The organism is Acinetobacter sp. Ac_5812, assembly GCF_013072695.1.
Classification (GTDB): domain Bacteria; phylum Pseudomonadota; class Gammaproteobacteria; order Pseudomonadales; family Moraxellaceae; genus Acinetobacter.
Genome location: NZ_LXUK01000022.1, coordinates 31,781 through 57,890, shown reverse-complemented (window position 1 = coordinate 57,890; position 26,110 = coordinate 31,781). Strand labels below are relative to the sequence as shown.

The window sequence follows — 26,110 nt, the reverse complement described above, 5'->3', positions numbered from 1 at the left end:
TGAGGAAGCGCTTCAATGACCACCATGACGCTTGATCAGCAACAGTCTATTTATGTTCTCACCTTAACCAATGGCGATCAGGACAATGTCTTAAACCAAGATGTGCTGAATGAATATATCGAGATCTTTGATGAGATCGAGCGCCATTCGCATAATGCTTGCCTAGTCATTCAAAGCGACCATCCTAAAACATTTTGCAATGGCTTAGACCTCGCTTGGCTAATGCAACAATCCATGCAAGATAAAAAAGCCTTTACCTTAGAACTGGAAAATATGCTGCTACGCTTGGCCTTGCTTAACCTCCCTGTGATTGCGGAAATTAATGGCAATGCTTATGCAGGTGGTGCAATCTTGGCATCTGCATGTGACTTCCGCTTAATGCGCGCAGACAAAGGACGTTTTTGCTTTCCTGAAGTCAAACTGACCATTCCTTTTACCGACTGTATTGCAGAAATTGTGCAACTCCTTCCCAATCAGCATGCGATTTGGGAGATGTCCTTAACAGGCAAATCCATGACAGGGATTGAGTGCTTAGACGCACATGTGGTTCATCAGCTTCATCCTGCCGAATCATTAAATACTGAAGTATTTAAGTTTGCCGAAGAAATGTCACAAAAGCATCGTCTAACCTATGCCGTGATTAAACGTCAGTTGCGCCATCGGATTGTTGAGATTGCCAAACAACGACAGCTCTACAATCCAGAAAAATTTGCACATCCTTTTATGATTTAAATTAGCCTTTATAACAACTCGAATATAGGACATCGACATGAGTAATATGCAAGGAAAAACCATTTTTATTACGGGTGGCAGCCGAGGAATTGGCCGAGCCATTGCACTGAAAGCAGCACGAGCTGGGGCAAATGTGGTCATTGCAGCAAAAACTGAAGTGGAAACAGCCAAATTATCTGGCACGATTTATAGTGTAGCTGAAGAGATTGAAGCTGCTGGCGGCAGAGCACTGCCCTTACTTTTAGATGTGCGAGATGAACAGCAAATTCATGCTACCATGCAACAAGCAGCCAAAAACTTTGGTGGCATTGATATCTTGATTAATAATGCAGGTGCGATTGCACTCACAGGTGTCGAAGCGACTTCATTAAAACAATATGACCTGATTCAAAGCATTAATCACCGTGCCACTTTTATTTGTGCGCAGGCCGCTTTACCTTATCTCAAACAAGCAGAGCATCCGCATATTCTCAGTCTATCTCCACCTGTGAATATGTCACCGAAATGGTTAGGTATGCTCTCGCCTTATGCATTGTCTAAATATGGCATGACCATTCTGACTTTGGGCATGGCAGAAGAATTTCGATACTATGGTATTTCCTGTAATACCCTCTGGCCTGAAACTTATATCGCAACAGCAGCGGTTTCGAAGAACCTAGGTGAGGAAAATACGCAACAACTCAGCCGAAAACCAGAGATTATGGCGGACGCGGCTTTTGCGATTTATAGTACGAAAAAAGGTGAACTGACTGGACAAAGCCTCACCGATGAACAAGCACTGGCACGGATCGGGATGACTGATTTTGCGCAATATGCCTGTGTCAGCGGCAATACCGAATTACAAAAAGATTTCTTTCTTGATTAATTCAACAATAAAAAAACGACCTTAAAGTTTACACATTAAGGTCGCTCTGATGATATTCAGCCAGTATTAACCTGGGAAAATACCACGCTCTTTACGTGCTTTTAAGATACGCTCACAGCCTAAAATGAAGGCAGCGGTACGTAAGGTACATTCTTTTTCGCTTGATTTGTGCCATACATCATTGATGGCTTGAATCATCAATTTGTCCAGTCTTTCGTTAATTTCTTCTTCAGACCAGAAGTAGCTCGACATATCTTGAACCCATTCAAAGTAAGATACGGTTACACCACCAGCATTACAGATTACGTCAGGCACAACTGTAATACCACGTTGAACCAAAACATCGTCCGCTTCTGGGAATGTTGGGCCGTTCGCACCTTCAAGCACTAACTTCGCAGTTAGTTTTTGAGCACGTTCAACTGTGATTTGGCTTTCCAATGCAGCAGGGATCAAAATATCCATCTCTACATTCCAGAACGCTTCATCACTAATCGCTTGAGCACCCTCAAAGCCACCCACCCCTTGGTGAGTTTGCATGTGAGTTTTTAATGCAGCAAGATCGATCCCTTCAGGGTTGAAAATCGTACCAGTGTGATCTTGAATCGTCACAATGATCGATTTCGAGTCAACGAATAAGTAAGCTGCTTCGCTACCAACGTTACCAAAACCTTGAACCGCAATTTTCGCGCCTTCTAAAGGTAATTTGATTTTTTCAGCCACTTGTTGACCTGTGATAAATACACCACGGCCTGTCGCTTTAATACGACCAAGAGAACCACCTAGGTGTACCGGTTTACCCGTTACAACACCTGTCACCGTATGACCTTGACCCGATGAATAAGTATCCATGATCCAACCCATGACGTTTGGATTAGTACCTACATCTGGAGCAGGGATATCTTTTTGTGGGCCAATGATATGGCTGATTTCACTGGTATAACGACGTGTTAAACGTTCTAATTCACGTGGTGAAAGTTGACGCGGATCAACACGGATGCCACCTTTTGCACCGCCGAATGGTAAATTTACCACCGCAGTTTTAATTGTCATCCATGCTGAAAGAGCCATCACTTCATTTAAATCTACATCTGGGTGATAGCGAATACCGCCTTTACCCGGACCACGTGACAAGTTGTGTTGTACACGATAACCTTCAAAATGACGAATTGTGCCATCGTCCATAACAATTGGCACGTCGACAATCAAAGCACGTTTTGGGCGCTTCAATGTGTCCACATAGTCTTCTAAACCATCTAGATATGGAGCAACACGCTCGATCTGTTCAAGATAAGTTGCCCATGGACCGTCATTTTGAGAGACATAAGATAAATTAGACATGTTTTAACCTTTTGATGAATTCACATGATCCATCAATCAAATATGTAGTTAAAAATTATATAAGCGGCTAATTTGGCAGTTCTACTATCCAAATCAAACCGTGGATTACATTCCGCCACATCAAAAACTTTAATCTTTCCGGTTTCCTTAATGGCCTCTAGTAATGGGTCAAAGACGGATAAATCAATCCCTTTAACCGCAGGTGCGCTTACACCTGGCGCAATGCTAGCACTAAATACATCAAGATCAACTGTAATATACAAATAGTCAACTTTTCCGGTAAAAGCTGTCAACTTTTCGATTAAAGTTTCAACATTTTGTTGCTGCAACTCATAATCGTAAATATAAGTACAATTCAGCCGATCTGCGGTTTCAAATAAAACCTTGGTGTTTGAATGTTTCGCTACGCCAATGCACAAATAATTAAATTCTTGTTGATGCTGTTCAGACAGTTTTGCTGCATTTAAAAAAGGTGTTCCAGAAGTCACCTGTTCAGCTTCACGCAGGTCGAAATGTGCATCGAAATTAATAATGCCGATCTTCTTATTCGGCTCATGATTTTGCAGATATTGAAACAGACCTGAGAAGCTACCAAAAGCCACTTCATGGCCACCGCCTAACACAATCGGCTTCATGCCCTGTTTGAGGCTTCTTTCAACTTGTTCAGCCAATTCAGCCTGTGCTTGTTCCAGTTTTGAACCGTCACATACTACGGTTCCAATATCTGCAATCGTGACAGCTTGATGTACAGGTAAATTGGCTAACTGCGCACGAATGCTATCAGGCGCATCTGCTGCACCCAATCGACCTTTATTGCGCTTAACCCCTTCATCCGAGCTAAATCCAATTAAGGCATAATCCGCTCTTGGCGTGGTATTGACGAGTTGGTGAATCCTTAAGTGTTCAGCACCCTCACCATCTTTACGTCCTTGCCATGTAAATGAATGATTCATCCTGCAAACTCTTTTAAAATAAGCCTAAAACTAGATTGAGATTTCATTGCCATGCTGAATAATCCGCTTTGGTAAATCTCCCCCCAACCAATAAACGATCTCGGATGGATGCTCAATATCCCACGCAATAAAGTCTGCAACTTTACCAGTCTCTAAAGTGCCGTGAGTCTCTTGCAGACCCAATGCATGCGCCGCATGCGTGGTTACGCCCGCTAGAGTTTGCTCTGGGGTTAAACGGAACAAGGTACTGCCCATATTCATCATTAGGCGTAAAGATAATGCTGGTGAGGTGCCTGGATTTAAATCACTCGACAAGGCAATCCTTACGCCATGTTGATGCAAGCTTTCTAAAGGTGGATATTTGGTTTCTCTCAAGAAATAGAATGCGCCAGGTAATAACACTGCTACCGTTCCAGCCGCAGCCATTGCCTTCACATCATCCTCAGTCATAAACTCTAAATGATCTGCCGATAAAGCCTGATACCGTGCGGCCAAGCTAGAGCCACCGAGTGAAGAAAGCTGCTCCGCATGCAGTTTGATCGGTAAATTTAAAGACTGAGCCGTTTTAAATAGGCGTTCAACTTGTGCAGGAGAAAAGGCCAAATATTCACAGAATGCATCGACTGCATCGACGAGCCCTTCTTGATGGAGTTTAGGCAGCATCTCATTACAGATATGCTCAATATAGGCATCGCTTTGATCTTTATACTCAGGTGGCAAAGCGTGCGCTGCCAAACAAGTACTGCGAACCGTCATCGGTAAAGTTTCTGCAACCTGACGAATCACACGCAGCATTTTCCGCTCATTGGCATAGTCCAGACCGTAACCCGACTTAATCTCAATGGTAGTGACACCATCCTTAAGCAGGCAGCGAATTCGTTTCAAAGCCGATGCAAGCAACTCTTGTTCACTTGCTTCACGGGTTGCACGAACGGTACTCGCAATACCACCGCCACTTGCTGCAATTTCAGCATAGCTAACACCTTGCAAGCGTTTTTCAAACTCAACACTACGGTTGCCACCAAATACACTATGGGTATGACAATCAATTAGCCCCGGTGTGACCCAAGCGCCATTCAAATCAATCGTTTCAGCATATACATCGGCAGGAAGGTCTTTAAATGCTCCAATCCAATGAATATGCTGTCCTGAAGTGACCATTGCAGCATGTTCAATACTGGAATATTGCCCATTTTGCATGGTGGCGATATGACAGTTTTTCCAAAGCTTTTTCATTCACAGTTCCTCTCACTGCTCAGGTGGGATAACACCTGAGCAGTTTGATATTTAACTTTCCATTTCGATATTTTGTTGCATGCTTTGATTTTCTTTTACCGTATTTTGCTTGGGCTTCACCCAAATGGTATAAGCAATCCAAAGTAAGATTAACCAGCCTGCCCCGACATAAATTGCAGGTCTGGTATTTGGGAAATATGCCATCATCCCCAAAATAAAGACTAAGAACGCAATTGCAAATGCTGGAGCATACGGCCAACCAATCACTGGGAAATCCAAAGCTTTAATTTCTTCTTTCGACAACTTGCGACGCATTGCAACTTGAGAAAGTAAAATCATCAACCACACCCAAACTGTTGCAAATGTTGCAATCGAAGCAATGATGATGAACACATTTTCAGGAATCAGGTAGTTCAGTAGTACGCCAACCAGCAATACACCAGCCATCACCACAACAGTCATCCAAGGCACCCCGTTTTTAGAGACCTTTTGGAATATCTGCGGTGCTTGTTTGCGATTCGACATACCATACAACATCCGTCCTGCACCAAATACATCACTGTTGATGGCAGACACTGCGGCGGTAATTACGACGATATTCAGAATTGTTGCAGCTGATCCAATTCCGAGATTTTCAAAAATTTGTACAAATGGACTACCTTGGCTACCAATTTGGTTCCACGGGAAAATCGACATCAATACGAAAATCGTCAAAACATAGAACAACAAGATACGTACAGGTACTGCATTAATCGCTTTAGGAATCGACGTTTTCGGGTCTTTTGACTCACCTGCCGTGATGCCAATGATCTCAATTCCACCAAAGGCAAACACAACAACGGCTAAACTTGCAATTAATCCAGCAATCCCGTTTGGCATAAAGCCGTCATGAATCCATAAATTTTGAACACCTGTGGTAAAGCCAGTATGATCAGCGTTAAAACCATAGAACATCAAACCTAAGCCGCCGATAATCATGGCAACAATGGCAGTGACTTTGACAATCGAAAGCCAGAATTCAAGTTCACCAAAGACTTTGACATGAATCAGGTTAATTGCCCCGAGAAACATGATCAGTGACAGAATCCAGATCCAACGAGGGACATCGGGATACCAGAAGCCCATATAGATCCCGAAGGCAGTGACATCAGCCAAGGCTACGATAATCATTTCAAAAACGTAGGTCCATCCCGTGGTAAAACCCGCGAGTGGGCCAATATATTGAGAGGCATAATGGCTGAATGAACCCGAAACTGGATTGCGTACAGCCATTTCACCCAATGCACGCATGACGATATAGACTGCAATCCCTGCAACGATATAAGCAAGTAATACGGATGGACCAGCCATTTTGATGGCTGTTGCTGAACCGTAAAAGAGTCCTGTCCCAATGGCTGAACCCAATGCCAAAAAACGAATATGGCGGGTGTTTAAGCCCCGCTGTAATGTGGAGTGTTGTGACATTATAATCTCCAATCCTTGAGGAAATTTAGTTAGATTCGGCCACTCCATGTGACCGATTTATTGATCACACTTCTGACAAACTTGGTAATAGCTTTGGAATGAGTAGTTCGTTCAAACAACCACTTGCAAGCAATTCACTCGCCTGCTCGATATCGGGTGCAAAGAAACGATCTTCACTGTAATAAGGCACTTGATCACGTAACACTTTACGCGCACGCTCAAGTTTTGGAGAACTCTTCAATCCTTCACGGAAATCAAGCCCCTGACATGCACCTAACCACTCAACTGCAAGAATGCCGCGAACGTTATCAGCCATATACCATAAACGTTTGCCTGCATTCGGTGCCATGGAAACATGGTCTTCCTGATTTGCAGAAGTCGGTAAACTATCAACACTGGCAGGATGTGCAAGTGCTTTATTGTCACTTGCTAACGCAGCGGCTGTTACTTGAGCAATCATGAAGCCAGAGTTGACTCCACCATTGGCAACCAAGAATGGCGGCAATTGTGACATATGACGGTCCATCATCATCGAAATACGACGTTCAGACAGCGAACCAATTTCTGCAATTGCCAATGCAAGGTTGTCCGCAGCCATAGCCACTGGTTCAGCGTGGAAGTTACCACCTGAAATCACATCACCTTCAGCAGCAAAGACTAATGGGTTATCAGATACCGCATTTGATTCAATTGCTAACACTTCTGCGGCTTGACGAATTTGAGTCAAGCACGCCCCCATCACCTGAGGTTGGCAACGAAGTGAGTACGGATCTTGAACCTTGCTACAGTCTTCATGTGAATGCGAAATTTCACTCGATTCAGTCAGTAAGTCACGATAGGCAGCAGCAACATCAATTTGACCACGTTGACCGCGGACTTCATGAATACGTGCATCGAATGGCGCACGTGAACCCAGCATTGCTTCAACGCTTAGACCGCCACATACGGTTGCAGCAGCAAATAAATCTTCTGCTTCGAACAAACCACGTAATGCGTATGCTGTAGAAACCTGTGTCCCATTTAAAAGTGCTAAACCTTCTTTCGCAGCTAAAGAAATTGGCTCTAAACCCGCGATTTTAAGTGCTTCAACCGCTGGCAACCATTCACCTTTATAACGAGCTTTGCTTTCGCCTAATAATACCAAAGACATATGTGCTAATGGTGCCAAGTCACCTGAAGCACCAACAGAACCTTTTAATGGAATATGCGGATAAACTTCTGCATTGATCAACGCCAAAATCGCATCGATCACTTTACGGCGAATACCCGAAAAGCCACGTGCCAAGCTATTTGCTTTCAGCAACATGATCAGACGCACCATCGCATCATCAAGCGGCTCACCCACGCCAGCAGCGTGTGACAGCACCAAAGAACGCTGTAATTGCTCTAAGTCTTCTGGTGCAATTTTAGTTGATGCAAGTAAACCAAAACCCGTATTGATCCCGTAAGCAGTACGGCCTTCATTGACGATTTGTTCGACACAAGCAACACTCGCATTGATCCCAGCAGAAGCGCTGTCATCGAGTTTCACTTTGATTGGATTTAAATAAGCGTGGCGCAGATCTGCTAAGCTAAGTTTGCCGGGTTGAATTAGAAGTTCCATTATTGGCGTCCTGTTTTGCACTCTATTGTTCGCTTACGATGCTGCTTACACAATTGCAAAAAGCATCGTAATGTCCTTGTCTGTTTATTGTGTGATCATTGGCAAGTTCAAGCCTTGCTCTTTGGCACAATCAATCGCAATGTCATAACCTGCATCGGCATGACGCATCACCCCTGTTGCAGGGTCATTGGTCAGTACACGTGCAATACGTGCAGCTGCTTCATCGGTGCCATCACACACGATCACCACACCTGAATGTTGCGAGAAGCCCATACCGACACCACCGCCGTGATGCAATGACACCCAAGTCGCACCGCCTGCAGTATTGAGCAAGGCATTTAATAACGGCCAGTCAGATACAGCATCTGAACCATCTTTCATTGATTCTGTTTCACGGTTTGGACTCGATACTGAACCTGAATCCAAATGGTCACGACCAATCACAATCGGTGCTGAAAGCTCACCGCTACGCACCATTTCATTGAATGCCAAGCCCAATTTTGCACGTAAGCCTAAGCCGACCCAGCAAATACGTGCTGGTAAACCTTGGAAGCTGATGCGTTCACGCGCCATATCTAACCAGCGATGTAAATGTTCATCATCTGGAATGAGTTCTTTTACTTTGGCATCTGTCTTATAGATATCTTCTGGATCACCTGAAAGTGCAGCCCAACGGAATGGACCAACACCACGACAGAACAATGGACGGATATAGGCAGGAACGAAGCCTGGGAAATCAAAGGCATTTGCTACGCCTTCGTCTTGAGCCATTTGACGGATGTTGTTGCCATAGTCAAAGGTTGGAACCCCCATTTTCTGGAAATCTAACATGGCTTGAACATGCTGCGCCATCGATTGTTTCGCCGCTTTGACCACCGCTTCTGGCTCAGTTTTAGCGCGCTGACGGTACTCTTCCCATGTCCAACCAATTGGCAAATAACCATTCAATGGGTCATGTGCGCTGGTTTGGTCAGTCACCATATCTGGATGTACACCGCGACGAACCAATTCAGGTAGAATTTCAGCAGCATTGCCATGTAGTGCAATCGAAACCGCCTTACCTTCTTTGGTATATTTTTCAATACGCGCCAAAGCATCATCTAAATCTGTTGCTTGTTCATCGACATAACGGGTACGTAAACGGAAATCGATGCTGGTTTGTTGGCATTCGATATTAAGTGAGCATGCACCTGCAAGTGTTGCAGCCAAAGGTTGTGCACCACCCATACCGCCTAAACCAGCAGTCAACACCCAACGACCTGTTAAATCGCCGTTATAGTGTTGGCGGCCTGCTTCTACAAAAGTTTCATAAGTGCCTTGTACAATGCCTTGGCTACCAATATAAATCCATGAACCCGCTGTCATCTGCCCATACATTGCAAGACCTTTGGCATCCAATTCATTGAAATGCTCCCAAGTTCCCCAATGTGGAACAAGATTCGAGTTTGCAATCAAAACACGCGGTGCATCTTTATGAGTTTTGAATACGCCGACTGGCTTACCTGATTGAACCAATAAGGTTTCATCTGTTTCTAAATTTTTAAGTGTTTCAACGATCTTGTCAAAACATTCCCAGTTACGTGCAGCACGACCGATACCACCGTAAACAACAAGCTCTTTTGGATTCTCTGCAACATCAGGGTCAAGATTATTCATCAGCATGCGTAAAGGCGCTTCTGTTAACCAGCTTTTTGCATTGAGCTTTGTACCACGTGGTGCGCGAATTTCTACATCACGAAATTTTGTTGTCGTTGTTGTCACAATCGGACTCCTTCCATTGAGTTTGAATCAGCAAATTAACCTGCTTTACTGTATAGCAATGTATTAACTTGTATATACATCCATATACTACACAAAACTTTTATCTTGAAAAGATGCTTTTCAATTCTTTTATGAAAATAAATTACAAACTAATGAAATAAATAGATTTATTTTTTGATCGACAATAAAAAACACATACAACCTGAGGTTGTATGTGTTTTAAGAAAAAGTGAAAAATTAGATTTTTGTGAGTTCGATCAGACAAATTTGCTTTAAACGCTGTGATTTTAAAACCAGTTTTTTCAATGCTTTTTGCTGCTCTATTTTAAGGCTTTGCTGGTGCGCTAAACGAAAAATCTGCCGATCTACTGCAATTTCTAGTGGTTCTGAGCTCTGATTAAAAATAAAAATCAGATCGGCTGAACTGAAAATCTCAGCGCTTGCTGAATCAAAAATCCATTGATAGCGAGAACGCCATTTTTCAGGATTATAAATCAGATTAAAATCCCGAATCGGCCCATCGCTGAGTTCACAACTGGTTGTGCTATCCCCACTGAATTGGGCGGATTCTAAGGTTTTCAAATGCTCGGAATCATCGTCAATATTCAATATGATGCCAGCACCTTCCAATACCGTGAGGATACGCTGCATGCCATTAAACTTGGAAAAATCACCCGAAGTTTTGACATCCGCCATCGAAATACGCCAATCAAAGGCATCCAGACTATCACCGTCACTTCGGGCAAGCTCAATGGTATAACCTGCGCCATTCTTCCACAGCATCTGCTGATAATCAGCTGCGCCTAAGTGTTGAATCATTGAGTAAATTTACCTTCTAGATAGTAACGGCTACCTGGATAGATCAATCGCGCACTAGAAATAAGTTGTTTATTCGACCATGTTCGACGACGAATCAATAGACACGGTTCGGTCTTATTGATTTTCAGCCATTTGCATTCTTGTGCAGAAGCCAAAATTGCTGTCACCACATGTTCGCCTTCGGTCACAGGTGCTTTCGACATTAAATATGCATTGGGTGTAATACTTTTAAAATCTTGTGCCAAGTAATCTGGAATCAACATCGGATCGACCAATCGATCTTCAATCTGTACGGGCACATCATTTTCATAATGCACAATGATCGAGTGAAAGAGCTTTTGTCCTTCTCTAATCTGCATCAACATGCTTTGTTCCGCATTGGCCTGAATCTGTTCCAGTACCAAGACTTCGGCATGGTGCTTATGATTTCGGGCAATGATTTCTTCGGCAATATTATTGACATGAAATAAAGCGGTACGTCCTTGCCCTTCGGCAACAAAAGAACCAACACCTTGGATACGTACCAATAAACCTTCACTGGTCAGTTCGCGTAAGGCACGGTTCACGGTCATGCGGCTACAGCCGAGTAAATTGACCAATTCACTTTCTGAAGGAATCTTTTTATTGACGGTCCATGTTCCTTCATAGATTTTTTGCGAAATCATTTGTTTCACACGTAAATACAAAGGAACAGGACTGTCTTCTTCTAAGGACAAATCTAAATCGTTTTGCTTTGTCGCTCTTGACATTGGCTAAAACTCATACTAAATACTATAAGTCATTGTATATTGAATTTAGAATAATTGTATATACAAGCCTATACAAATAAATAATATGTATTTAATTTATGCGCCAAGACTAAAATTGTCTTACCAACATTACTATCTTGATTAGATTATAAGCTGATCACTTTGATTTATCACCCCAACCTTATCGCTAGAAAAGCTATAGGGATACAACATACATTCAACTCTTTATAATAAATTTGATTATATCTTGCGCTGAACGATACATGTCCCTTTCATCCAGCCTCGAAAGAATGCTCCATCTTTGACAAACTTATTATAATCCTCCTTATTATTTTGAATTCGTTCAAAACCATCTTGTAATGTAATTTCAACAGCATCTAGACTATCGTAAACAGAATTTAGGCCCATATTGTTATAAGCCGCAGCAACCGTTAAAAAAGCATCTTCATGACTGAAGCCATGCTGAATTCGATTTGTATAATAGTCATACAGAAAATTACAGAATGTTTTTACCTGCTTGTTATATTCACGTCGTTCTATATCAGTCGCTGTAAGCTTCTTTCTTTGATAAAACTCTCTGTCCTTCTTGAGTATTGTCAGCCGATCAAGTTTATTTTTTTCTTCGATCTCTTTTAAGTTTTGGGCAGTAATCTGTTTAATCCGTTCAGCCTCTTCTTCTCGTTCCTTTCGCGCTTGTTCTTCCTGTTCCTTTCTTATTTGCGCTTCTTGCTCCTGTCTTATTTGCTCTTCTTGTTGAATTTGTTCATAGTAAAGCTGATCTCTAAATTCTTTTTCATCTGAGACACCCATACAACCACTCAGTATATAGACGTAGTAAAAATCTTCTTGATAATCTTTATCGCCTGACGCGAGATAAGATCCCCCATCGACATACATAAATGGTGTAAAACCGACATAACCTCCAAAAGCATTTTTTGCATTTACCTCTCCACAGACAGCCGTTTCTCCTCTTAAATTCTTCACCACTCGAATATGTTGAAATTGTGCTGATCTAGGGTCTTTTATACTCTCTCTAATACTTTGCTTAGCATTTTGAATAAGAGATGTATTATTTGCATGAGTCATTGCAGGAATAGTAATTAAAATGGCAAGCGTAAGTTTTTTAAGCATGACTTATAATCAAAATATATGTGAGATAAAAAGTATAAATGATCTTGCCAGAAATAAACCTAAGTTACCATTTTTTAAGATAGTATTGACTTAATTATTAAATGTTTTTCAAATCAATCTACATTATTTCGGATGCTCCTCCAAAAAATAATGTAAATTGATTTTCATGATACCTTGCAACTTTGAAAATAGGGTCAGTTATTTAGCCTAAAAGAGTTTTACTTATACCGTATATCGTTTACTTAAACCCCATTCTGCCAAGATACGGCGATACATAGTCGAAGAACGGTCGGCTTCAAAATGTGCTTCCATACTAATATCTAGAGGTAGTTCTTCTGGCTTTTGCGCCTCTACCATCTCTTGATCTTCGGCAAAAATCTGCGCATTAAAATCATACACTGCCTGTAAATCACCTGTGGTATCAAAATTACGGGTTAACGGTACAAATAAACGGGTCTTATTATGCGAGATGGGACAACAGGCATTTAAAATCTTGAGTACCCCGTCATTCGGAAAATGAATGGTCAGCACGGCTGAAAATGGCGGATAAACATCAAAGATCCGTTCCCATAAAAAATCCTCGGGTGCTAAATGCTGCATGCCATGCGGATAGTTGCTGACATTGCTGGTGTAGTTTGTGTGCAAGCCATAATCGGTGCGTTCAGTCGAATATTTAGGTACCACCGGATTATCTCGATCGGCAAAAGCCTGATGATGCACCCAAGCAAAATGTGCCACATCAATAAAGCCTTCCAATTGACGACCACTTGAACCTGCAATATCCACTGACGGCGGCAAAATGGCTTGATGTGCCACACTCTCCCATGTGTCTAATACAGGAAAATTCGCCAAACTTTCATCTCTGCCGAGAATACTGGTCCAGACCAATCCATATTTTAAAACAACAGGAAACTTGGTCAGGGAAAAACGCTCCGAGATTTTAGTTAAATCAGGTTGCGCTGGAATTTTGCTGCATTTGCCATCCTCATTAAAATGTAGTCCATGATAAGGACAGATCAAAGTATCCCCTTCAACCCAACCTTTGCTCAAAGGCACACCACGATGTGGGCAAATATCCCGAGCCAATTGAATCTGCCCTGTTTCGGTCTTATACAAAGCTAGATTCATATCCAATAAGGTCACTTGCTGCGGTTTACTGCTCACATCTTCAATACGTGCCACGGGATACCAATGTTGTGCAAGAATCTGCCAATCCTGATCATCAAATTGGCTATGGCATGGCTTATTTGGAAGATTGATGAATGGAATTGCGTTCATATCCTGCGCTCGTGATTTCGTCTTTCCGCTGTTGTTTGCAGTGTGGAATAGATCATTATTTTCGTCTATTAGAATGATTTACATGACTCATTCTAAAAATTAGAACAGCCTAGGCACTAAAATTGCTTTTGTATTGAAACCTGCTTTATCTCAAGTGAGTTTGCAATGGCGCTGCCATTTTCACGTTTTGCCGATTATTTTATTGCCGTTGCCAAAACAGGCAGTTTAAGAAAAGCGGCCGATCAACTGTTTATTTCTGTCTCCGCCGTGCATCGGCAGATCGTGCTGGCAGAAGAAGAACTCGGCGTGGCTTTATTTGAACGGTTACCCAGTGGACTCAAGCTGACTTTGGCTGGCGAATTACTCTATGCCGATCTACGCAGCTGGCAAAAAGAGTTTCAAATCACTCAGAAACGTTTGAATGAAATCCAAGGCATACAACGCGGTTCAATTGATTTTGGAATGATTGCAGCACTGAGTGAAAGCTTTGTCAGTGCGGTGATGCAGTCCATTATTGAGCAATATCCGTGGATTAATTTTAAGGTTCGTGTCTTGGACAGTGATCGTATCGCGGATCTGGTGATCAATGCTGAACTCGACTTTGGTTTGATTCTGAACCCTAAACATCAGCACCAATTACAAATCAGCGCCTTTATTGAAATGCCCTTGGGTTTCGTGATTCCCAAACAGCATCCTTTAGCCCATAAAGAAAAAATCTACTTCTCCGATACACTGGAATTCAATCATATTATTCCCGCCGAGCCTTTGGTCATTCATGACCATGTTACGGCCTTATATAAAAAGCAGGACTTTCACCCACGTCATACTATCGAGTGCAATGATATCCATATGATGATCTCCTTGCTCAGACAAAACTTAGGCATCAGCATTATGAGTTATCTGGATGCTGCCCCTTATATTGAAAATGGTGAGTTTGAATTTAGAGCAATCAATGACCATGGCCTACATCCAATTACGGTAGCACTTTGTGTTGCACCAAAACGGCAACTTTCTCGGATTGCGCAAATCATGATGAATCAAATCATTATCGAGATGGAGGCACTAAAATCGCGCATGTTAAAGAACATTCATCAATAACATGGTATTTTTGCACCAAAATAAAACACACAAGCTGTTGATTTAAATCAATATAATGTTTGACACTCAAAGATTTAATCGGGTAAGTTGATGTGAAGATTCACCTTTTTACGATTTAGGCATTGCTATGGTTTGGCCCAATACAGACATTGATTTAACAGCAGATTATCCACGTGATATGGTCGGTTATGCCGATCAACCGCCCCATGCCCAATGGCCCAATCAAGCGAAAATTGCGGTGCAGTTTGTGTTGAATTATGAAGAAGGTGGTGAAAAGCATATTTTGCATGGCGATGAAGGATCAGAGCAGTTTTTGTCTGAAATCAGTGGTGCAGAAAGTTATCCTGCGCGGCATCTTTCGATGGACTCGATTTATGAATATGGCTCACGGGTCGGTTTCTGGCGCATTCAACAGGAATTTGCCAAACGCCAATTACCCATGACCATTTTTGCTGTGGCAATGGCTTTGCAACGAAATCCATTGGTGGTCGAAGCGATCAAACAACATCACTATGATGTGGTATCGCATGGCTTACGCTGGATTCATTATCAAAATATGGATATTGAAACTGAGAAACAACATATGACGGAAGCCATGCACATCCTCAAAGATTTGTTTGGTGAAATGCCAACGGGTTGGTATACAGGCCGCGATAGCCCGAATACCCGTCAGTTATTGGCGGAATATGATCAGGTGCAATATGACAGTGATTATTACGGCGATGACTTACCTTTTTGGACAACACTCCGCAATGCAGCGGGTGCAATCCGTCCGCATTTAATTATTCCCTATACACTTGATACCAATGACATGAAGTTTGCATCTCCTACGGGTTTTAATCGTAGTGAGGATTTTTTTGAATATTTAAAAGATGCTTTTGATGTTCTCTATGCAGAGGGAGCAACTCATCCGAAAATGTTGTCTATTGGTATGCATTGCCGCATTTTAGGACGTCCTGCCCGCTTTAAGGCGCTGCAACGCTTCTTGGATTATGTACAAAATCATGATCGGGTCTGGATTTGTACCCGTCAGCAGATTGCCGAGCATTGGTATAGACATCATCCTTTTCAAGCTTAGGCTTTTTAAAACGTCATCATGTGTCATATATCCGATTTAAACAATTTTTCCAAAGAAAATAAGTTTTAAGATACTCCTTTAGAATAAGGAAATGATCAGGATGAAAGTACAATATTTTGCAGCGAGTACACTAGATGGATTTATCGCAACGGAAGATGATTCTTTAGAATGGTTATTTGCATTGGGCGAACTGGATAACTCGAGTTATCCCACATTTATTGCAAATGTTGGCGCTTTGGTCATGGGCTCAGCAACTTATGAATGGATATTGAATAACGCAGAGCAAGTTGCTGCCGAAACAGGTTCAGCTTGGCCTTATACTCAGCCAACTTGGGTATTTTCCAGTCGTAAACTACCCTTGATTGAAGGTGCAGATATCCATTTTGTACAAGGAGAAGTTAGCCCTGTTTATTCTGAAATAAAATCCATTATTGAGGATAAGAATATCTGGATTGTAGGCGGTGGCGAATTGGCAGGTCAGTTCTATGATGCAAATTTGCTTGATGAGCTTATTATACAAATTGGCTCAGTTACCCTTGCAAAAGGAAAAGCTCTTTTCCCCCGCAGAACACTTGCTCCAACACTTAAACTAAACTCTGTTCATCAAATGGGTGAAGGTATGGTTGAATTACATTATAGCGTTGCGCGGAGTACAACGATTTAATGGGCAGGATTTTGAACCTTCTAAACAGCCTGTTTTACCTACCGAGTAGATCGCATTAAGGTCATCGAGGAACACTAAAACTCAATCTAAATAGCCCACTTTGTTGAATAAAATGGGTTATTCGGAAGAGTTTTTCAGTTTTTAGCTGATACAATTTTATGACCTGATTGTAAATCGATGAGATGCGTTTATACGACATTTCTTAATACCCAAAAAGGAAAAATTAAAAAGGAAGAATGCTTATGGCGCTTATTTCATGCCCCGAATGCAGCCGTCAGGTTTCGACCCAAGCCAACTCCTGCCCGCATTGCGGTTATCCTCTGCAGACGCAACATAACACACCCGAGCCAAGAACATTGCAATCACCGCAGGTGTTAAGCCGCGCCATCATGGCACTCGGCGCTTGGTTGGTCACGCCCTGGATCGCGCGACTCCTGTTCGGACTAGCGGTGCTGGTATTTGCCTATCTTTCACTCAATAGCTAATCAAATATCTTCATTAAAGAACTACATCGCCATATTGTTATACAGGTGTATACATAAGTATTGTAGCCAAAGATAAGCATTCGAAGGACTTAAATCGACTTAATTAAAACAAAATACGGCCAACATATAAGTAGAGTGATTAGACATGTTTTCAATGAACAGATTCATGGTGCTAGGAATAGCATTGCTCGCGTGCTCCTGCACGAAGTCACCCTCGGCTGACGAGGAAAAGGTCAATGATGCGACTGCGAATACAGCCAAAGTCGCAGCCAAGTCCGCTGGGGATGTCGACTTCCCAGTAATTCCGCAGATCGTCGTGCCAGAGATCGTCGGTATCGGCCCAGCCCAGCGAGCGCTGGAAACATCGATGCAAGATATTATTGACCCAGTGGCTGGCATCAGTGTCAAGCCCGCCAACTGTACTACCGACGGCGCATTAGTCAACGATGCGGGCATTACCAGCATGGATGCGCAAGGCAATCTGTCGCGCAACGGTGATGAAGGCATCTTCCATATCGATGCAGACGGCAGTGGTACCGCCAACTACGAAGGCGGTGTCATCGTCATCAACGCCGATGGCAGTGGCACAATCAACGGCAATGGCGACGTTGGCGCTGACGATGGGATCATCTCGGTCGAGGCAGACGGTTCGGGCACATATAACGGCAAGTACGGCATCATCGTGCTGGACGGCAAAGGCGGTGGTACTTGGAACGGCGGCCACGGGGTGATTCGCAACCAAGGTGATGGTTCAGGCAGTTGGAATGGCCCACAAGGCATCGTCACCATCAACGCCGACGGCAGCGGTACATGGAACGGTCCACACGGGTTGGTGAGCAACGACGGTAAAGGCAATGGCAGCATTGGCACACCAGCACGTCAAGTGAAAATGGCACCAATTCCCAAGGTCGCTCCAGCTGGCAAGTTTCCACCGTTAAAAAAATTCGCCCCATCAGGCGCGCCATGCGGGTTCATCATCACTCTCAGTGATCAAGTGTTGTTTGATTTCGACAAGTCAGATATCCGTCCTGACGCAGCCAAGGTGCTGGACACCTTGGCCATGGCCTTGCAGAAAGTGCCAGCCAAGGCAATCGAAATTCGTGGTCATACTGATGCCAAGGGCAGTGATGCCTATAATCTGGATTTGTCCGAGCACCGTGCCAAATCCGTGGGCATGGCCTTGCGCCAGCGTGGTGCTGCAACCGATGCCAGCACGCGTGGTTACGGCGAGTCGCAGCCAGTAGCGCCCAACGAGGTCAGCGGTCAAGACAACCCTGCTGGCCGACAGTTGAACAGGCGGGTGGAAATCTTCGTGCGTACTTGATGATGCTAGCGGGCCAACAATGGTCACGTTTTATGCTCGTAAGCGTATTGCAATAGCTCAGTATTGCAATGCGCATTTGATGAACGATAAAACCTTGTATCTTGTCTATAATAGATTCCAATCTGGCAACTGATGATATGCCTAGGTTTTTTTATTACTCGCTGGACTTAGTTGAATGAATACTTAAAGATACCCGCAAATGCGATGAGTTTCCCCTGCTACAATATCTCAACTTTAGCTTAGGCTATTTTCGCCATTTCCATACTTCGCTGTTGTAACAGCTTCACCGCTTGCTTAGCTTGCCAACCCAACTCCATCATATCCAGATCAGGAATCTGATCATTTTCCATCACCATTTTCCCTGCTACAAACATCGCTTTAATATGCGCGCGCCCACCACTTGCCACAGGCCCAATCGCCATATCATGCAAGCCAAAATAACGAGGATCATCTAACTGATAAATGACCAAGTCAGCCTGTTGCCCCACCTCAATTGTACCGACTTGATCAAGTCCCAAGATTTTCGCACCACCCACCGTTCCCCAACGGATCACATCCTCAATACTAGCAGCATCTGCGCCACCTTCAAATTGTCCACCCAGATATTGTGGTGTCGCCAACATCCCTTTTCTGGCCCGTTGTAATAACCAAGCGGCATGGGTTTCAGACAACATATCTGCGGCTTCATTGGAACCCGCACCATCTACCCCAATCGAAATGGTCATGCCTGCCTGTTCCAGAGCAACCAGATCAGCAATACCGCTACCCAAACGCGCATTACTCTGCGGACAGTGCGCGATTCCTGTTTGAGTTTGGCCCAACAACTGAATTTCTTCTGGCAATAATTTCACCAGATGTGCAAACCACACATCACTGCCAATCCAGTCCTGTTCAGCACAGAATTGGACTGGGGTCATAGCAAACTTAGCTCTAGCTGCATCTAGATAATCCACTGTTTCGGATAAATGACTATGCATCCGAATCCCCAGTTGTCTGGCGATTTTGGCACTTTCCCGTAATTGCTGTGCTGTGGTCGAATGTAAAGTTGAAGTGGGTGCCATCACGATTTTTCGGAAAGCATTTGAATCTGGCTGATGATAGTGCTGCACCAAACGCTCAAGATCCGCTATATAGTCTTCAAATTTCTCTGGACGTAAGGCTTGAGGTAACTCACTTTCCAAACCACGGGTAAGTGTTGCGCCACCACGACACAGCACAAAGCGCATACCCAATTTTTCGGCTTCATCAAATAAAATTGCAGCACCATCAAAAGGCATTTGTGGCCAATATAAATAATGATGGTCTGCTACCGTTGCACAACCTGAACGTAATAATTCAATCAAACCAATACGCACTGCAATCCGAAAAGTCGCCTCATCAAATGCACCACGAAATCGATACGGTGTACACGCCAACCACGAAGTCAGACTTTGATTCAGTCCTTGTGGTTCACCCTTGAGTAAAGACTGAAATAGATGATGATGGGTATTCACCCATGCAGGGTAAATCACGCAATCTTTGGCATTCACAACCTGTTCATTCGGCTGCGCGATTAGCCGCCCTATTTCCGTAATTTTTCCTGATTGAATGCGGATATCGGTGGATGTGCAGCGTGCTGCTTCACCAGTTAAACCAGTCAAAATGGCATGAGCATTTTGAATTAAATAGCTATTATTTAAAGTCACTGAACTCATACTTGCTCACTCTCATGCCATTTACTTAAAAACAACTGGCTTAATAAAGACATGACGACAAATAAGCCCAGACCCGTACAGGTAATCAGGAATAATGCAGCAAACATCAAGGGTAAATCCAACTGAAAACCGGCTTGTAAGATTTGATAAGCCAAGCCTGCACTGGTTCCACCCGCGCCTGCAACAAACTCAGAAACCACAGCACCAATCAGCGCCAAGCCACAGGAAATCCGTAAGCCACCAAAGAAATAAGGCAAAGCATTCGGCACACGTAAACGCATCAGAATTTGCCAGCGACTGGCTTTATTGATTTGAAAAAGATTGAGCAAACCTTTATTGACACTACGCAGACCCAAGGTGGTATTGGTCAGTATTGGAAAAACCGCGACTAACATGGCACACACCACCAATGCCAAAGTGGTATTTTGAATCCAGATGATGACCAGAGGTGCGATTGCAACAATCGGTGTGACCTGAAATAAAATGGCATACGGCATAAAACAGGCTTCGAGCACACGACTTTGTACAAATACAAAAGCGATCAATGTGCCAATGATTACAGCGCAGATAAAAGCCAATAAGGTGATTTTTAAAGTTACCCATAAACTACCGAATAGCACACTAGACTGATTAATCAGTGCCATCACAATATCACTGGGCTTCGGCACGACATAAACAGGCACTTCCAGTTGTTGAAAACTCAGTTGCCAAAACATGAGAAAAATCAAGCCAAGCCCAAGTGGAGCAACAATACGTTGTACGGTTGGATGTTGTAGCAATGGTTTAATCATGATCATGTCCTCCGCTTGCCTCAGCCAATAATTGCGATAGATGTGAACATTGTTGAATAAAAATGTCTGAACTTCGGAAAGACTCATCACGTTGATAAGGCCCTTTAATGTTTAGATCCGCGACTACGCGTCCCGGTCGTGCACCCATTACAATGACCCGTGAAGACAGATACACCGCTTCGTAAATACTATGCGTGACAAATACCACCGTGAGATCTCGTTCTGACCATAATTGACGGATATCACTATCCAATTTATGGCGGGTAAACTCATCCAATGCGCCAAAAGGTTCATCCATCAGTAATAGATCAGGTTCAGTCACCAAAGCTCTGGCCAAAGAGGCACGCATTTGCATTCCACCCGAAAGTTCACGTGGATAAGCGGTGCCGAATTTCTCTAAACCAACGGCTTTTAAAGCAGCTTGGACTTTGGGCGTACTGGTTGATTTGGCAATATGCTGTAAATCCAAAGGTAAACGCACATTGTCTTCAATATTGGCCCATGGCATTAACGTTGCTTCCTGAAACACCATGGCCATTTTGCATTGAGATTGCATTTCAGCTTTGCCATTCCAGCGCACCAAACCTGCTGAAGGCTGTTCCAGATCGGCGAACATTTTTAGCAAGGTACTTTTACCGCAGCCTGATGGCCCCAATAATGAAACAATTTCACCGCGGGCAATATTTAAATCCAGTCGCTGTAAGGCATTGGTGCCATTGGGATAGGTTTTTTCAACTCCTCTCGCCATAATCATCGGCGTGATAAAGGTTGAAGATTCATGTATTGGTGTATCAATTGCTAAAGCAGAATTCATGTGGTTTCCCCTTCGTGCGAGTGTCCTATTTTGTTAACCCTTTCACCCTGACTTACTTTTCAGGCAAGTATCTAAGATTATTTGGCAGCTTTAACAAACTGCGTGGTATAAGCGGCTTTCCAATTGGTTTGGGCTTTGAGTAAACCTGCGTTCACCATAAAATCTCGGGTTGCTTTCCAACGTGCGTCTGTCATCACGCCAATGCCTTGGGTCTTAGCATCTCCACCATCAATCAGTTTTAATTTGCGCATTTGCCCGACCGCAAAAGTCAGCAGTTCATCATTCATATTCGGGTTTTCTTTTTTAATGATGCTATTGCCCAAACGTGGATCAGCTAAATAGTTTTTCCATCCTTCCATCGATGCCTGAACAAAACGGCGCAGTACATCAGGTTTATTTTGAATGACATCATTGCGAGTCACTAAAATGCCGCCATAGGCTGGATAACCCGCATCAGCAAATAAAAAGAAATTACTTGATGGTTCTGCTTTTTTCGCCTGAAAGACTTCCGAGGTGGCATAGGCTTGCTGTACTACATTTTTGCCTGCTAAGAATGGCTGCATATTGAAGGTATAAGGGCGTGCCTGCGCGGCATCTAATTTATATTTGCCTTTTAACCAAGGCCACCAGCTTGCTTGTCCGCTGGTCGAGACTAGAATGGTTTTGCTTTTGAGATCGGCCAAAGACTTTACATCGCTGTGAGTTAACACACCTTGTGGATCAAATTGAAATGGTGCTGCCACCGCTTTGATGGGAAAGTTACTTTCGATGCCTTTTAAGACCTGTAGATCATAATTAATAATAATGTCGGCACGTTTTGACAATAATAAGGTCATGTTATTGACCTGTGGGCCACCAATTTTAATATCGACATCAAGCCCGTATTTTTTATAAATTCCTTGTGCCAGTGCTTGGTAATATCCCCCTTGCTCGGCTTGTGCAAACCAAGTAGTTTGTAAAACCAGTTTATCGGCTGCAAAACTGGTTGAGCTAAGAACTGTACCTAGCCCTAATAACGCGCCCGCGATAACAGTACGTCGTCCTTTGCCCACATAGTGCTGAATATTCATATTAAGACCCCTAAATCTGTATGGATTCATCTTGCTATTCTTTTTAGGGGGTCAATCAATGTATAAGCTACACATTTCTCTCAAAACCAAAAATCAATTGGCTTTGTCCCCAAAAGAGGAACAGCAAACGCTGTAGAGCAATGTCCCGTATGTTTGCAACATACTGACCGCTTATACTCAATCATGATTTAGCAAGCTCTGTGCCAAGATTGATTTGATCTTGTTTTTTATAGCAATTCTCTAGGTTGGATTTATTATTAGTTGTTTTTAGATGAATCAACTGCATTGAGTCTTTGGTTTTGTATGCAGTTTAATGGTGCGTTAAGTAAGTACAGATGCACTCTAAATGAACTATGCGACCGAATAAATTGATCTTTTAAATAACGAGGTTACATGTCGACAATCATTCTGAAATTAGATTTAAAAAAATAAGTCGCCATCAAGTTCCCGAAATACATTCCTCAAAGTACCCATCAATCGTCACTATAGCGGGTAAAAAATCCAAATGTTGTGGTGACTCAAAAAGAATCATTATATTGATCCGATTATCACCACCGCCAAAATAATTTTCATCGGAGACCTCTATTTCACAAGGGGAAAGATACTGCCAGATATGATGCACATCAGAACCAAAGTCGCTTGGAAGAAGTTCACAATCCACAAAAACATCAACCATTGCCTTACTTGCCAATGTCTTGATGGTCGCAACATCAGAAAGCAAACGCGTCATTGCTGCAATCTGAGCATCGGTTGGACCACCACGTTTTGCTCGAACAATAACCCGAAACATCCCTTCGAATGCATCAAGTTCAACCTCTCCCAGCCAATGTGCACTGCCATATTTCAATAATCCAAATGGTGGGCAATTTATTGTATGCCGATTAAATACACTCATTACTGTCCTGTATTGCAGATAGCCTAGCTCTTGGTTTTATTCTACGCCCGATTGACGCCTTATATTTAAATGAAACACACCCCAAACTAAACCATTCAACATAGCTCAAAATTCAGGCCAATCTTAGCATCAATCTATTTCACTTTATAAACTGGCACAAAAAGTGCTTCATTCTTTCTGTCAGAGTAGAAGCGTTCAGCATAGTCAGTTACATCGACTGCTATGCGGGTCATTGCTCAGAAATCAGCTCATGCTCTTCATTAGGAAATGTCTTTTGAAGAACGTGCGGCTCTTTTTTGAATGTGGCCCCGTCTCTTTCAATCTATTTGATTGGGTCACGGTTTATCCAAAAGATGAGGTTGAAATATGAATAGCGCCAATATGACTCCAATCGCTGAACATGACTACAGCTTAGAAGAACTGCAAAAAGAAGCGCGTATGGGAGCTTTGGGTCAAGAAACTTTTGAACGCGAAGTTCGAGTAATTGATTTATCTGACTTTGAACAACGCAAATATGAAATTGCGGAACAACTCTGGGCGGCTGCCACTGATATTGGTTTCTTTCAGGTCTCGCATCATGGTATTCCGCTTGAGCAGATTCAAACTGCATTTGACATGACACAACAGTTTTTTGCTCTGCCTGAACCAGTCAAAGCACGCTACCCACTCCATCGAAATGCAGGTTGGGAAAGTAAGGCCCAAGTCCGTCCATCGACCAGTACCCCAGACCAAAAAGAATCCTACCAAATTACTCGTCCACGTATGGATGGGCTTTATCCAACAGAGCAAGAGCTACCTGACTTTAAAAATACCATGCTTGAATTTGAACAGGCGTGTTGGCATGTGGGTATGAAAATACTCTCCTGTTTTGCTTATAAACTGGGTTTTGCTGATAACTTCTTTAGCCTTGCCCATGATCCTGAACAAGACAGTTATCAAAGCACTTTAAGAATGCTGCATTACTATGCCATTGATCCAGCGTTAAAAGATCAATTAGGTCTATGGCGTGCAGGCGCACATACCGATTTTGATTGTTTAACCTTATTATTCCAACGGAATGGTCAAGGTGGTCTGCAAGTCTGCCCAGGTAAAGATATGGAACAACAGCAATGGACCAGTATCGAACCACGGGATGATGTCATCACCTGTAATATCGGCGATATGTTAATGCGTTGGAGTGATGATCAATTGCCATCTAATTTCCACCGTGTCAAAAATCCAGAAGCAGATGAATATCAAGGCGCACGTTATAGCCTCGCCTTCTTCTGCCAAGCCAATGAAGATGTGCTGATCGAAAGCCCACAACAGAAATATCCAGCAATTACAGCGAAGGAATATTTAAAACAAAGAATTAGTGCAAATTTTAAAGGGAAGTACTGATTTTAGCCATTCAGCCAGTAAAAATACTGGCTGAATTTAGTTTAAACACTAGCATTAAGCTCGATAATGATTAAACTTACCTTGTAAAGAACTTTATCATTTAAGAATATTACATTCAGGATTAGCTTTTTGAATTTCTGCATACTTAGCATTAATATCAGCTACTTTTTTCTTATCCTCTTCAGATGCAAATAATTCTGCAATATCAGGTTGAGGTATTTTTGATAATTCTGCTCGGTATTCGCTTTCAAGTTTTCCGCATTTAGCTTGATACTCATCTTTTTCTTTTTTCAAAACATCGAATTGATCTTTAGAAATACGCTCTTAAGTTACAAAATTAACTTTAAGTTCAGAATTATTTTCTCTTAAGCTAAAAACTAGAGGAGTTTCACCACCAGATGTCAGTGTATTACCTTCTGACCGAAGATTTCGAAGAAACTCTCCAGTAAGAGCATCTGACATATCATAACCACCATTATTTGCCTTATCTCAATAATTAGCTTATTTCTTAAATCTGGTGTTCCTTTATTTTTCCAATACCCTAAAAATAAATCATCAACTTTTTCACTGGATTTCTCTTGAGTTTGAATTGTTGATTTTTCATTTGAATTTCGATCACCTTCAGGTTTAGAACAAGCTGCAAGTAATACAATCAATAGTGACAATACAATTTTTTTCATTTTCACAGTTTTACTTTAAAATCGAAAAGCAAGAATAACTTAAATTAGTTTAAATAAATCATTACAGAGAATACTAATCTGTATAAAAAATGTTTAAACTACAACTGGTATTTTATTAATACCCAAATATCACTTTCCGACAGAACAAAATTCCACTAACTGATAAATATCACAATTAGTGCCGCCACCAATCCGATCTACTACCAGA

At 42.6% G+C, this 26,110-nt stretch carries 25 protein-coding genes; 8 read left to right on the top strand and 17 right to left on the bottom strand.

Translation table 11 applies throughout. From position 1 onward, the window contains the following. Positions 1–15: 15 nt before the first annotated feature. Both A7P55_RS13685 and A7P55_RS13680 read left to right on the top strand, forming a co-directional pair. Complete coding sequence (locus tag A7P55_RS13685; RefSeq protein WP_004806256.1) at positions 16–732, top strand: enoyl-CoA hydratase/isomerase family protein; 717 nt, start codon at positions 16–18, stop codon at positions 730–732. A 37-nt stretch (positions 733–769) separates the two neighbouring features. Beyond that, positions 770–1,597 carry an NAD(P)-dependent oxidoreductase gene (locus tag A7P55_RS13680; RefSeq protein ID WP_171552514.1) on the top strand — a complete coding sequence of 276 codons (828 nt, stop codon included), beginning with the start codon at positions 770–772 and terminating at the stop codon, positions 1,595–1,597. Between the two features lie 66 nt (positions 1,598–1,663). Here the strand turns inward: A7P55_RS13680 and A7P55_RS13675 are convergent, their stop codons facing one another. The 10 genes from A7P55_RS13675 to A7P55_RS13630 form a co-directional block, all read right to left on the bottom strand. Further along, on the bottom strand, positions 1,664–2,935 hold the full coding sequence (locus tag A7P55_RS13675) for a Glu/Leu/Phe/Val dehydrogenase (RefSeq protein ID WP_171552513.1): 1,272 nt from the start codon (positions 2,933–2,935) through the stop codon (positions 1,664–1,666). Positions 2,936–2,967: 32 nt separating this feature from the next. Further along, a complete protein-coding gene (gene hutG, locus A7P55_RS13670) occupies positions 2,968–3,888 on the bottom strand; it encodes a formimidoylglutamase (protein ID WP_171552512.1) in 921 nt (306 codons plus the stop codon). Positions 3,889–3,918: 30 nt separating this feature from the next. Further along, positions 3,919–5,124, bottom strand: coding sequence for an imidazolonepropionase (gene hutI / locus A7P55_RS13665; RefSeq protein ID WP_171552511.1), 1,206 nt, complete (start codon positions 5,122–5,124; stop codon positions 3,919–3,921). 51 nt (positions 5,125–5,175) lie between these two features. Continuing rightward, positions 5,176–6,588 carry an amino acid permease gene (locus A7P55_RS13660; protein ID WP_171552510.1) on the bottom strand — a complete coding sequence of 471 codons (1,413 nt, stop codon included), beginning with the start codon at positions 6,586–6,588 and terminating at the stop codon, positions 5,176–5,178. Positions 6,589–6,652: 64 nt separating this feature from the next. Beyond that, positions 6,653–8,191: a histidine ammonia-lyase gene (hutH, locus tag A7P55_RS13655; RefSeq protein WP_171552509.1), complete on the bottom strand. Its 1,539-nt coding sequence runs from the start codon at positions 8,189–8,191 to the stop codon at positions 6,653–6,655. An 84-nt stretch (positions 8,192–8,275) separates the two neighbouring features. Beyond that, complete coding sequence (gene hutU / locus A7P55_RS13650) at positions 8,276–9,952, bottom strand: urocanate hydratase (protein ID WP_171552508.1); 1,677 nt, start codon at positions 9,950–9,952, stop codon at positions 8,276–8,278. 237 nt (positions 9,953–10,189) lie between these two features. Beyond that, positions 10,190–10,771, bottom strand: a complete 582-nt coding sequence (locus A7P55_RS13645; RefSeq protein WP_171552507.1) for a HutD family protein — start codon at positions 10,769–10,771, stop codon at positions 10,190–10,192. Then, on the bottom strand, positions 10,768–11,520 hold the full coding sequence (hutC, locus tag A7P55_RS13640) for a histidine utilization repressor (protein ID WP_004654214.1): 753 nt from the start codon (positions 11,518–11,520) through the stop codon (positions 10,768–10,770). Before hutC ends, A7P55_RS13645 begins: the two co-directional genes overlap by 4 nt. 240 nt (positions 11,521–11,760) lie before the next feature. Then, positions 11,761–12,651 (bottom strand): hypothetical protein, encoded by an 891-nt coding sequence (locus A7P55_RS13635; RefSeq protein ID WP_171552506.1) that lies wholly within the window; start codon positions 12,649–12,651, stop codon positions 11,761–11,763. A 222-nt stretch (positions 12,652–12,873) separates the two neighbouring features. Then, positions 12,874–13,929, bottom strand: a complete 1,056-nt coding sequence (locus A7P55_RS13630; RefSeq protein ID WP_171552505.1) for an aromatic ring-hydroxylating dioxygenase subunit alpha — start codon at positions 13,927–13,929, stop codon at positions 12,874–12,876. 165 nt (positions 13,930–14,094) lie between these two features. Here A7P55_RS13630 and A7P55_RS13625 point away from each other — a divergent pair, with 165 nt between their 5' ends. The 5 genes from A7P55_RS13625 (at position 14,095) to A7P55_RS13605 (ending at position 18,578) form a co-directional block, all read left to right on the top strand. Continuing rightward, a complete protein-coding gene (locus A7P55_RS13625; protein WP_065342275.1) occupies positions 14,095–15,027 on the top strand; it encodes a LysR family transcriptional regulator in 933 nt (310 codons plus the stop codon). A 127-nt stretch (positions 15,028–15,154) separates the two neighbouring features. Further along, positions 15,155–16,105: an allantoinase PuuE gene (gene puuE / locus A7P55_RS13620; RefSeq protein ID WP_171552504.1), complete on the top strand. Its 951-nt coding sequence runs from the start codon at positions 15,155–15,157 to the stop codon at positions 16,103–16,105. 100 nt (positions 16,106–16,205) lie between these two features. Next, entirely contained in the window at positions 16,206–16,769 is a 564-nt protein-coding gene (locus tag A7P55_RS13615) for a dihydrofolate reductase family protein (protein ID WP_016542931.1), read from the top strand. Positions 16,770–17,011: 242 nt separating this feature from the next. After that, positions 17,012–17,254 (top strand): zinc ribbon domain-containing protein, encoded by a 243-nt coding sequence (locus A7P55_RS13610; RefSeq protein WP_016542930.1) that lies wholly within the window; start codon positions 17,012–17,014, stop codon positions 17,252–17,254. Between the two features lie 145 nt (positions 17,255–17,399). Next, positions 17,400–18,578 (top strand): OmpA family protein, encoded by a 1,179-nt coding sequence (locus A7P55_RS13605; protein WP_016660332.1) that lies wholly within the window; start codon positions 17,400–17,402, stop codon positions 18,576–18,578. Positions 18,579–18,817: 239 nt separating this feature from the next. Here the strand turns inward: A7P55_RS13605 and A7P55_RS13600 are convergent, their stop codons facing one another. The 5 genes from A7P55_RS13600 to A7P55_RS13580 all read right to left on the bottom strand — a co-directional run bounded on the left by A7P55_RS13600 (position 18,818) and on the right by A7P55_RS13580 (position 23,842). After that, complete coding sequence (locus A7P55_RS13600; RefSeq protein ID WP_171552503.1) at positions 18,818–20,272, bottom strand: amidohydrolase family protein; 1,455 nt, start codon at positions 20,270–20,272, stop codon at positions 18,818–18,820. Next, on the bottom strand, positions 20,269–21,063 hold the full coding sequence (locus A7P55_RS13595) for an ABC transporter permease (protein WP_171552502.1): 795 nt from the start codon (positions 21,061–21,063) through the stop codon (positions 20,269–20,271). The genes A7P55_RS13600 and A7P55_RS13595 overlap by 4 nt, the downstream gene beginning before the upstream one ends. Beyond that, entirely contained in the window at positions 21,056–21,877 is an 822-nt protein-coding gene (locus tag A7P55_RS13590) for an ABC transporter ATP-binding protein (protein ID WP_171552501.1), read from the bottom strand. Before A7P55_RS13590 ends, A7P55_RS13595 begins: the two co-directional genes overlap by 8 nt. A gap of 77 nt (positions 21,878–21,954) precedes the next feature. After that, a complete protein-coding gene (locus A7P55_RS13585) occupies positions 21,955–22,947 on the bottom strand; it encodes an ABC transporter substrate-binding protein (RefSeq protein WP_016542925.1) in 993 nt (330 codons plus the stop codon). Positions 22,948–23,386: 439 nt separating this feature from the next. After that, positions 23,387–23,842 (bottom strand): hypothetical protein, encoded by a 456-nt coding sequence (locus tag A7P55_RS13580; RefSeq protein WP_171552500.1) that lies wholly within the window; start codon positions 23,840–23,842, stop codon positions 23,387–23,389. A 366-nt stretch (positions 23,843–24,208) separates the two neighbouring features. On the opposite strand from A7P55_RS13580, the gene A7P55_RS13575 reads away from it, so the two are divergent. Beyond that, entirely contained in the window at positions 24,209–25,222 is a 1,014-nt protein-coding gene (locus tag A7P55_RS13575; RefSeq protein WP_065342281.1) for a 2OG-Fe(II) oxygenase family protein, read from the top strand. A gap of 96 nt (positions 25,223–25,318) precedes the next feature. Here the strand turns inward: A7P55_RS13575 and A7P55_RS13570 are convergent, their stop codons facing one another. Together A7P55_RS13570 and A7P55_RS13565 are read right to left on the bottom strand one after the other, a co-directional pair. Continuing rightward, positions 25,319–25,516: a hypothetical protein gene (locus tag A7P55_RS13570; RefSeq protein WP_171552499.1), complete on the bottom strand. Its 198-nt coding sequence runs from the start codon at positions 25,514–25,516 to the stop codon at positions 25,319–25,321. A gap of 107 nt (positions 25,517–25,623) precedes the next feature. Next, complete coding sequence (locus tag A7P55_RS13565; protein ID WP_171552498.1) at positions 25,624–25,902, bottom strand: hypothetical protein; 279 nt, start codon at positions 25,900–25,902, stop codon at positions 25,624–25,626. Between the last annotated feature and the right edge of the window lie 208 nt (positions 25,903–26,110).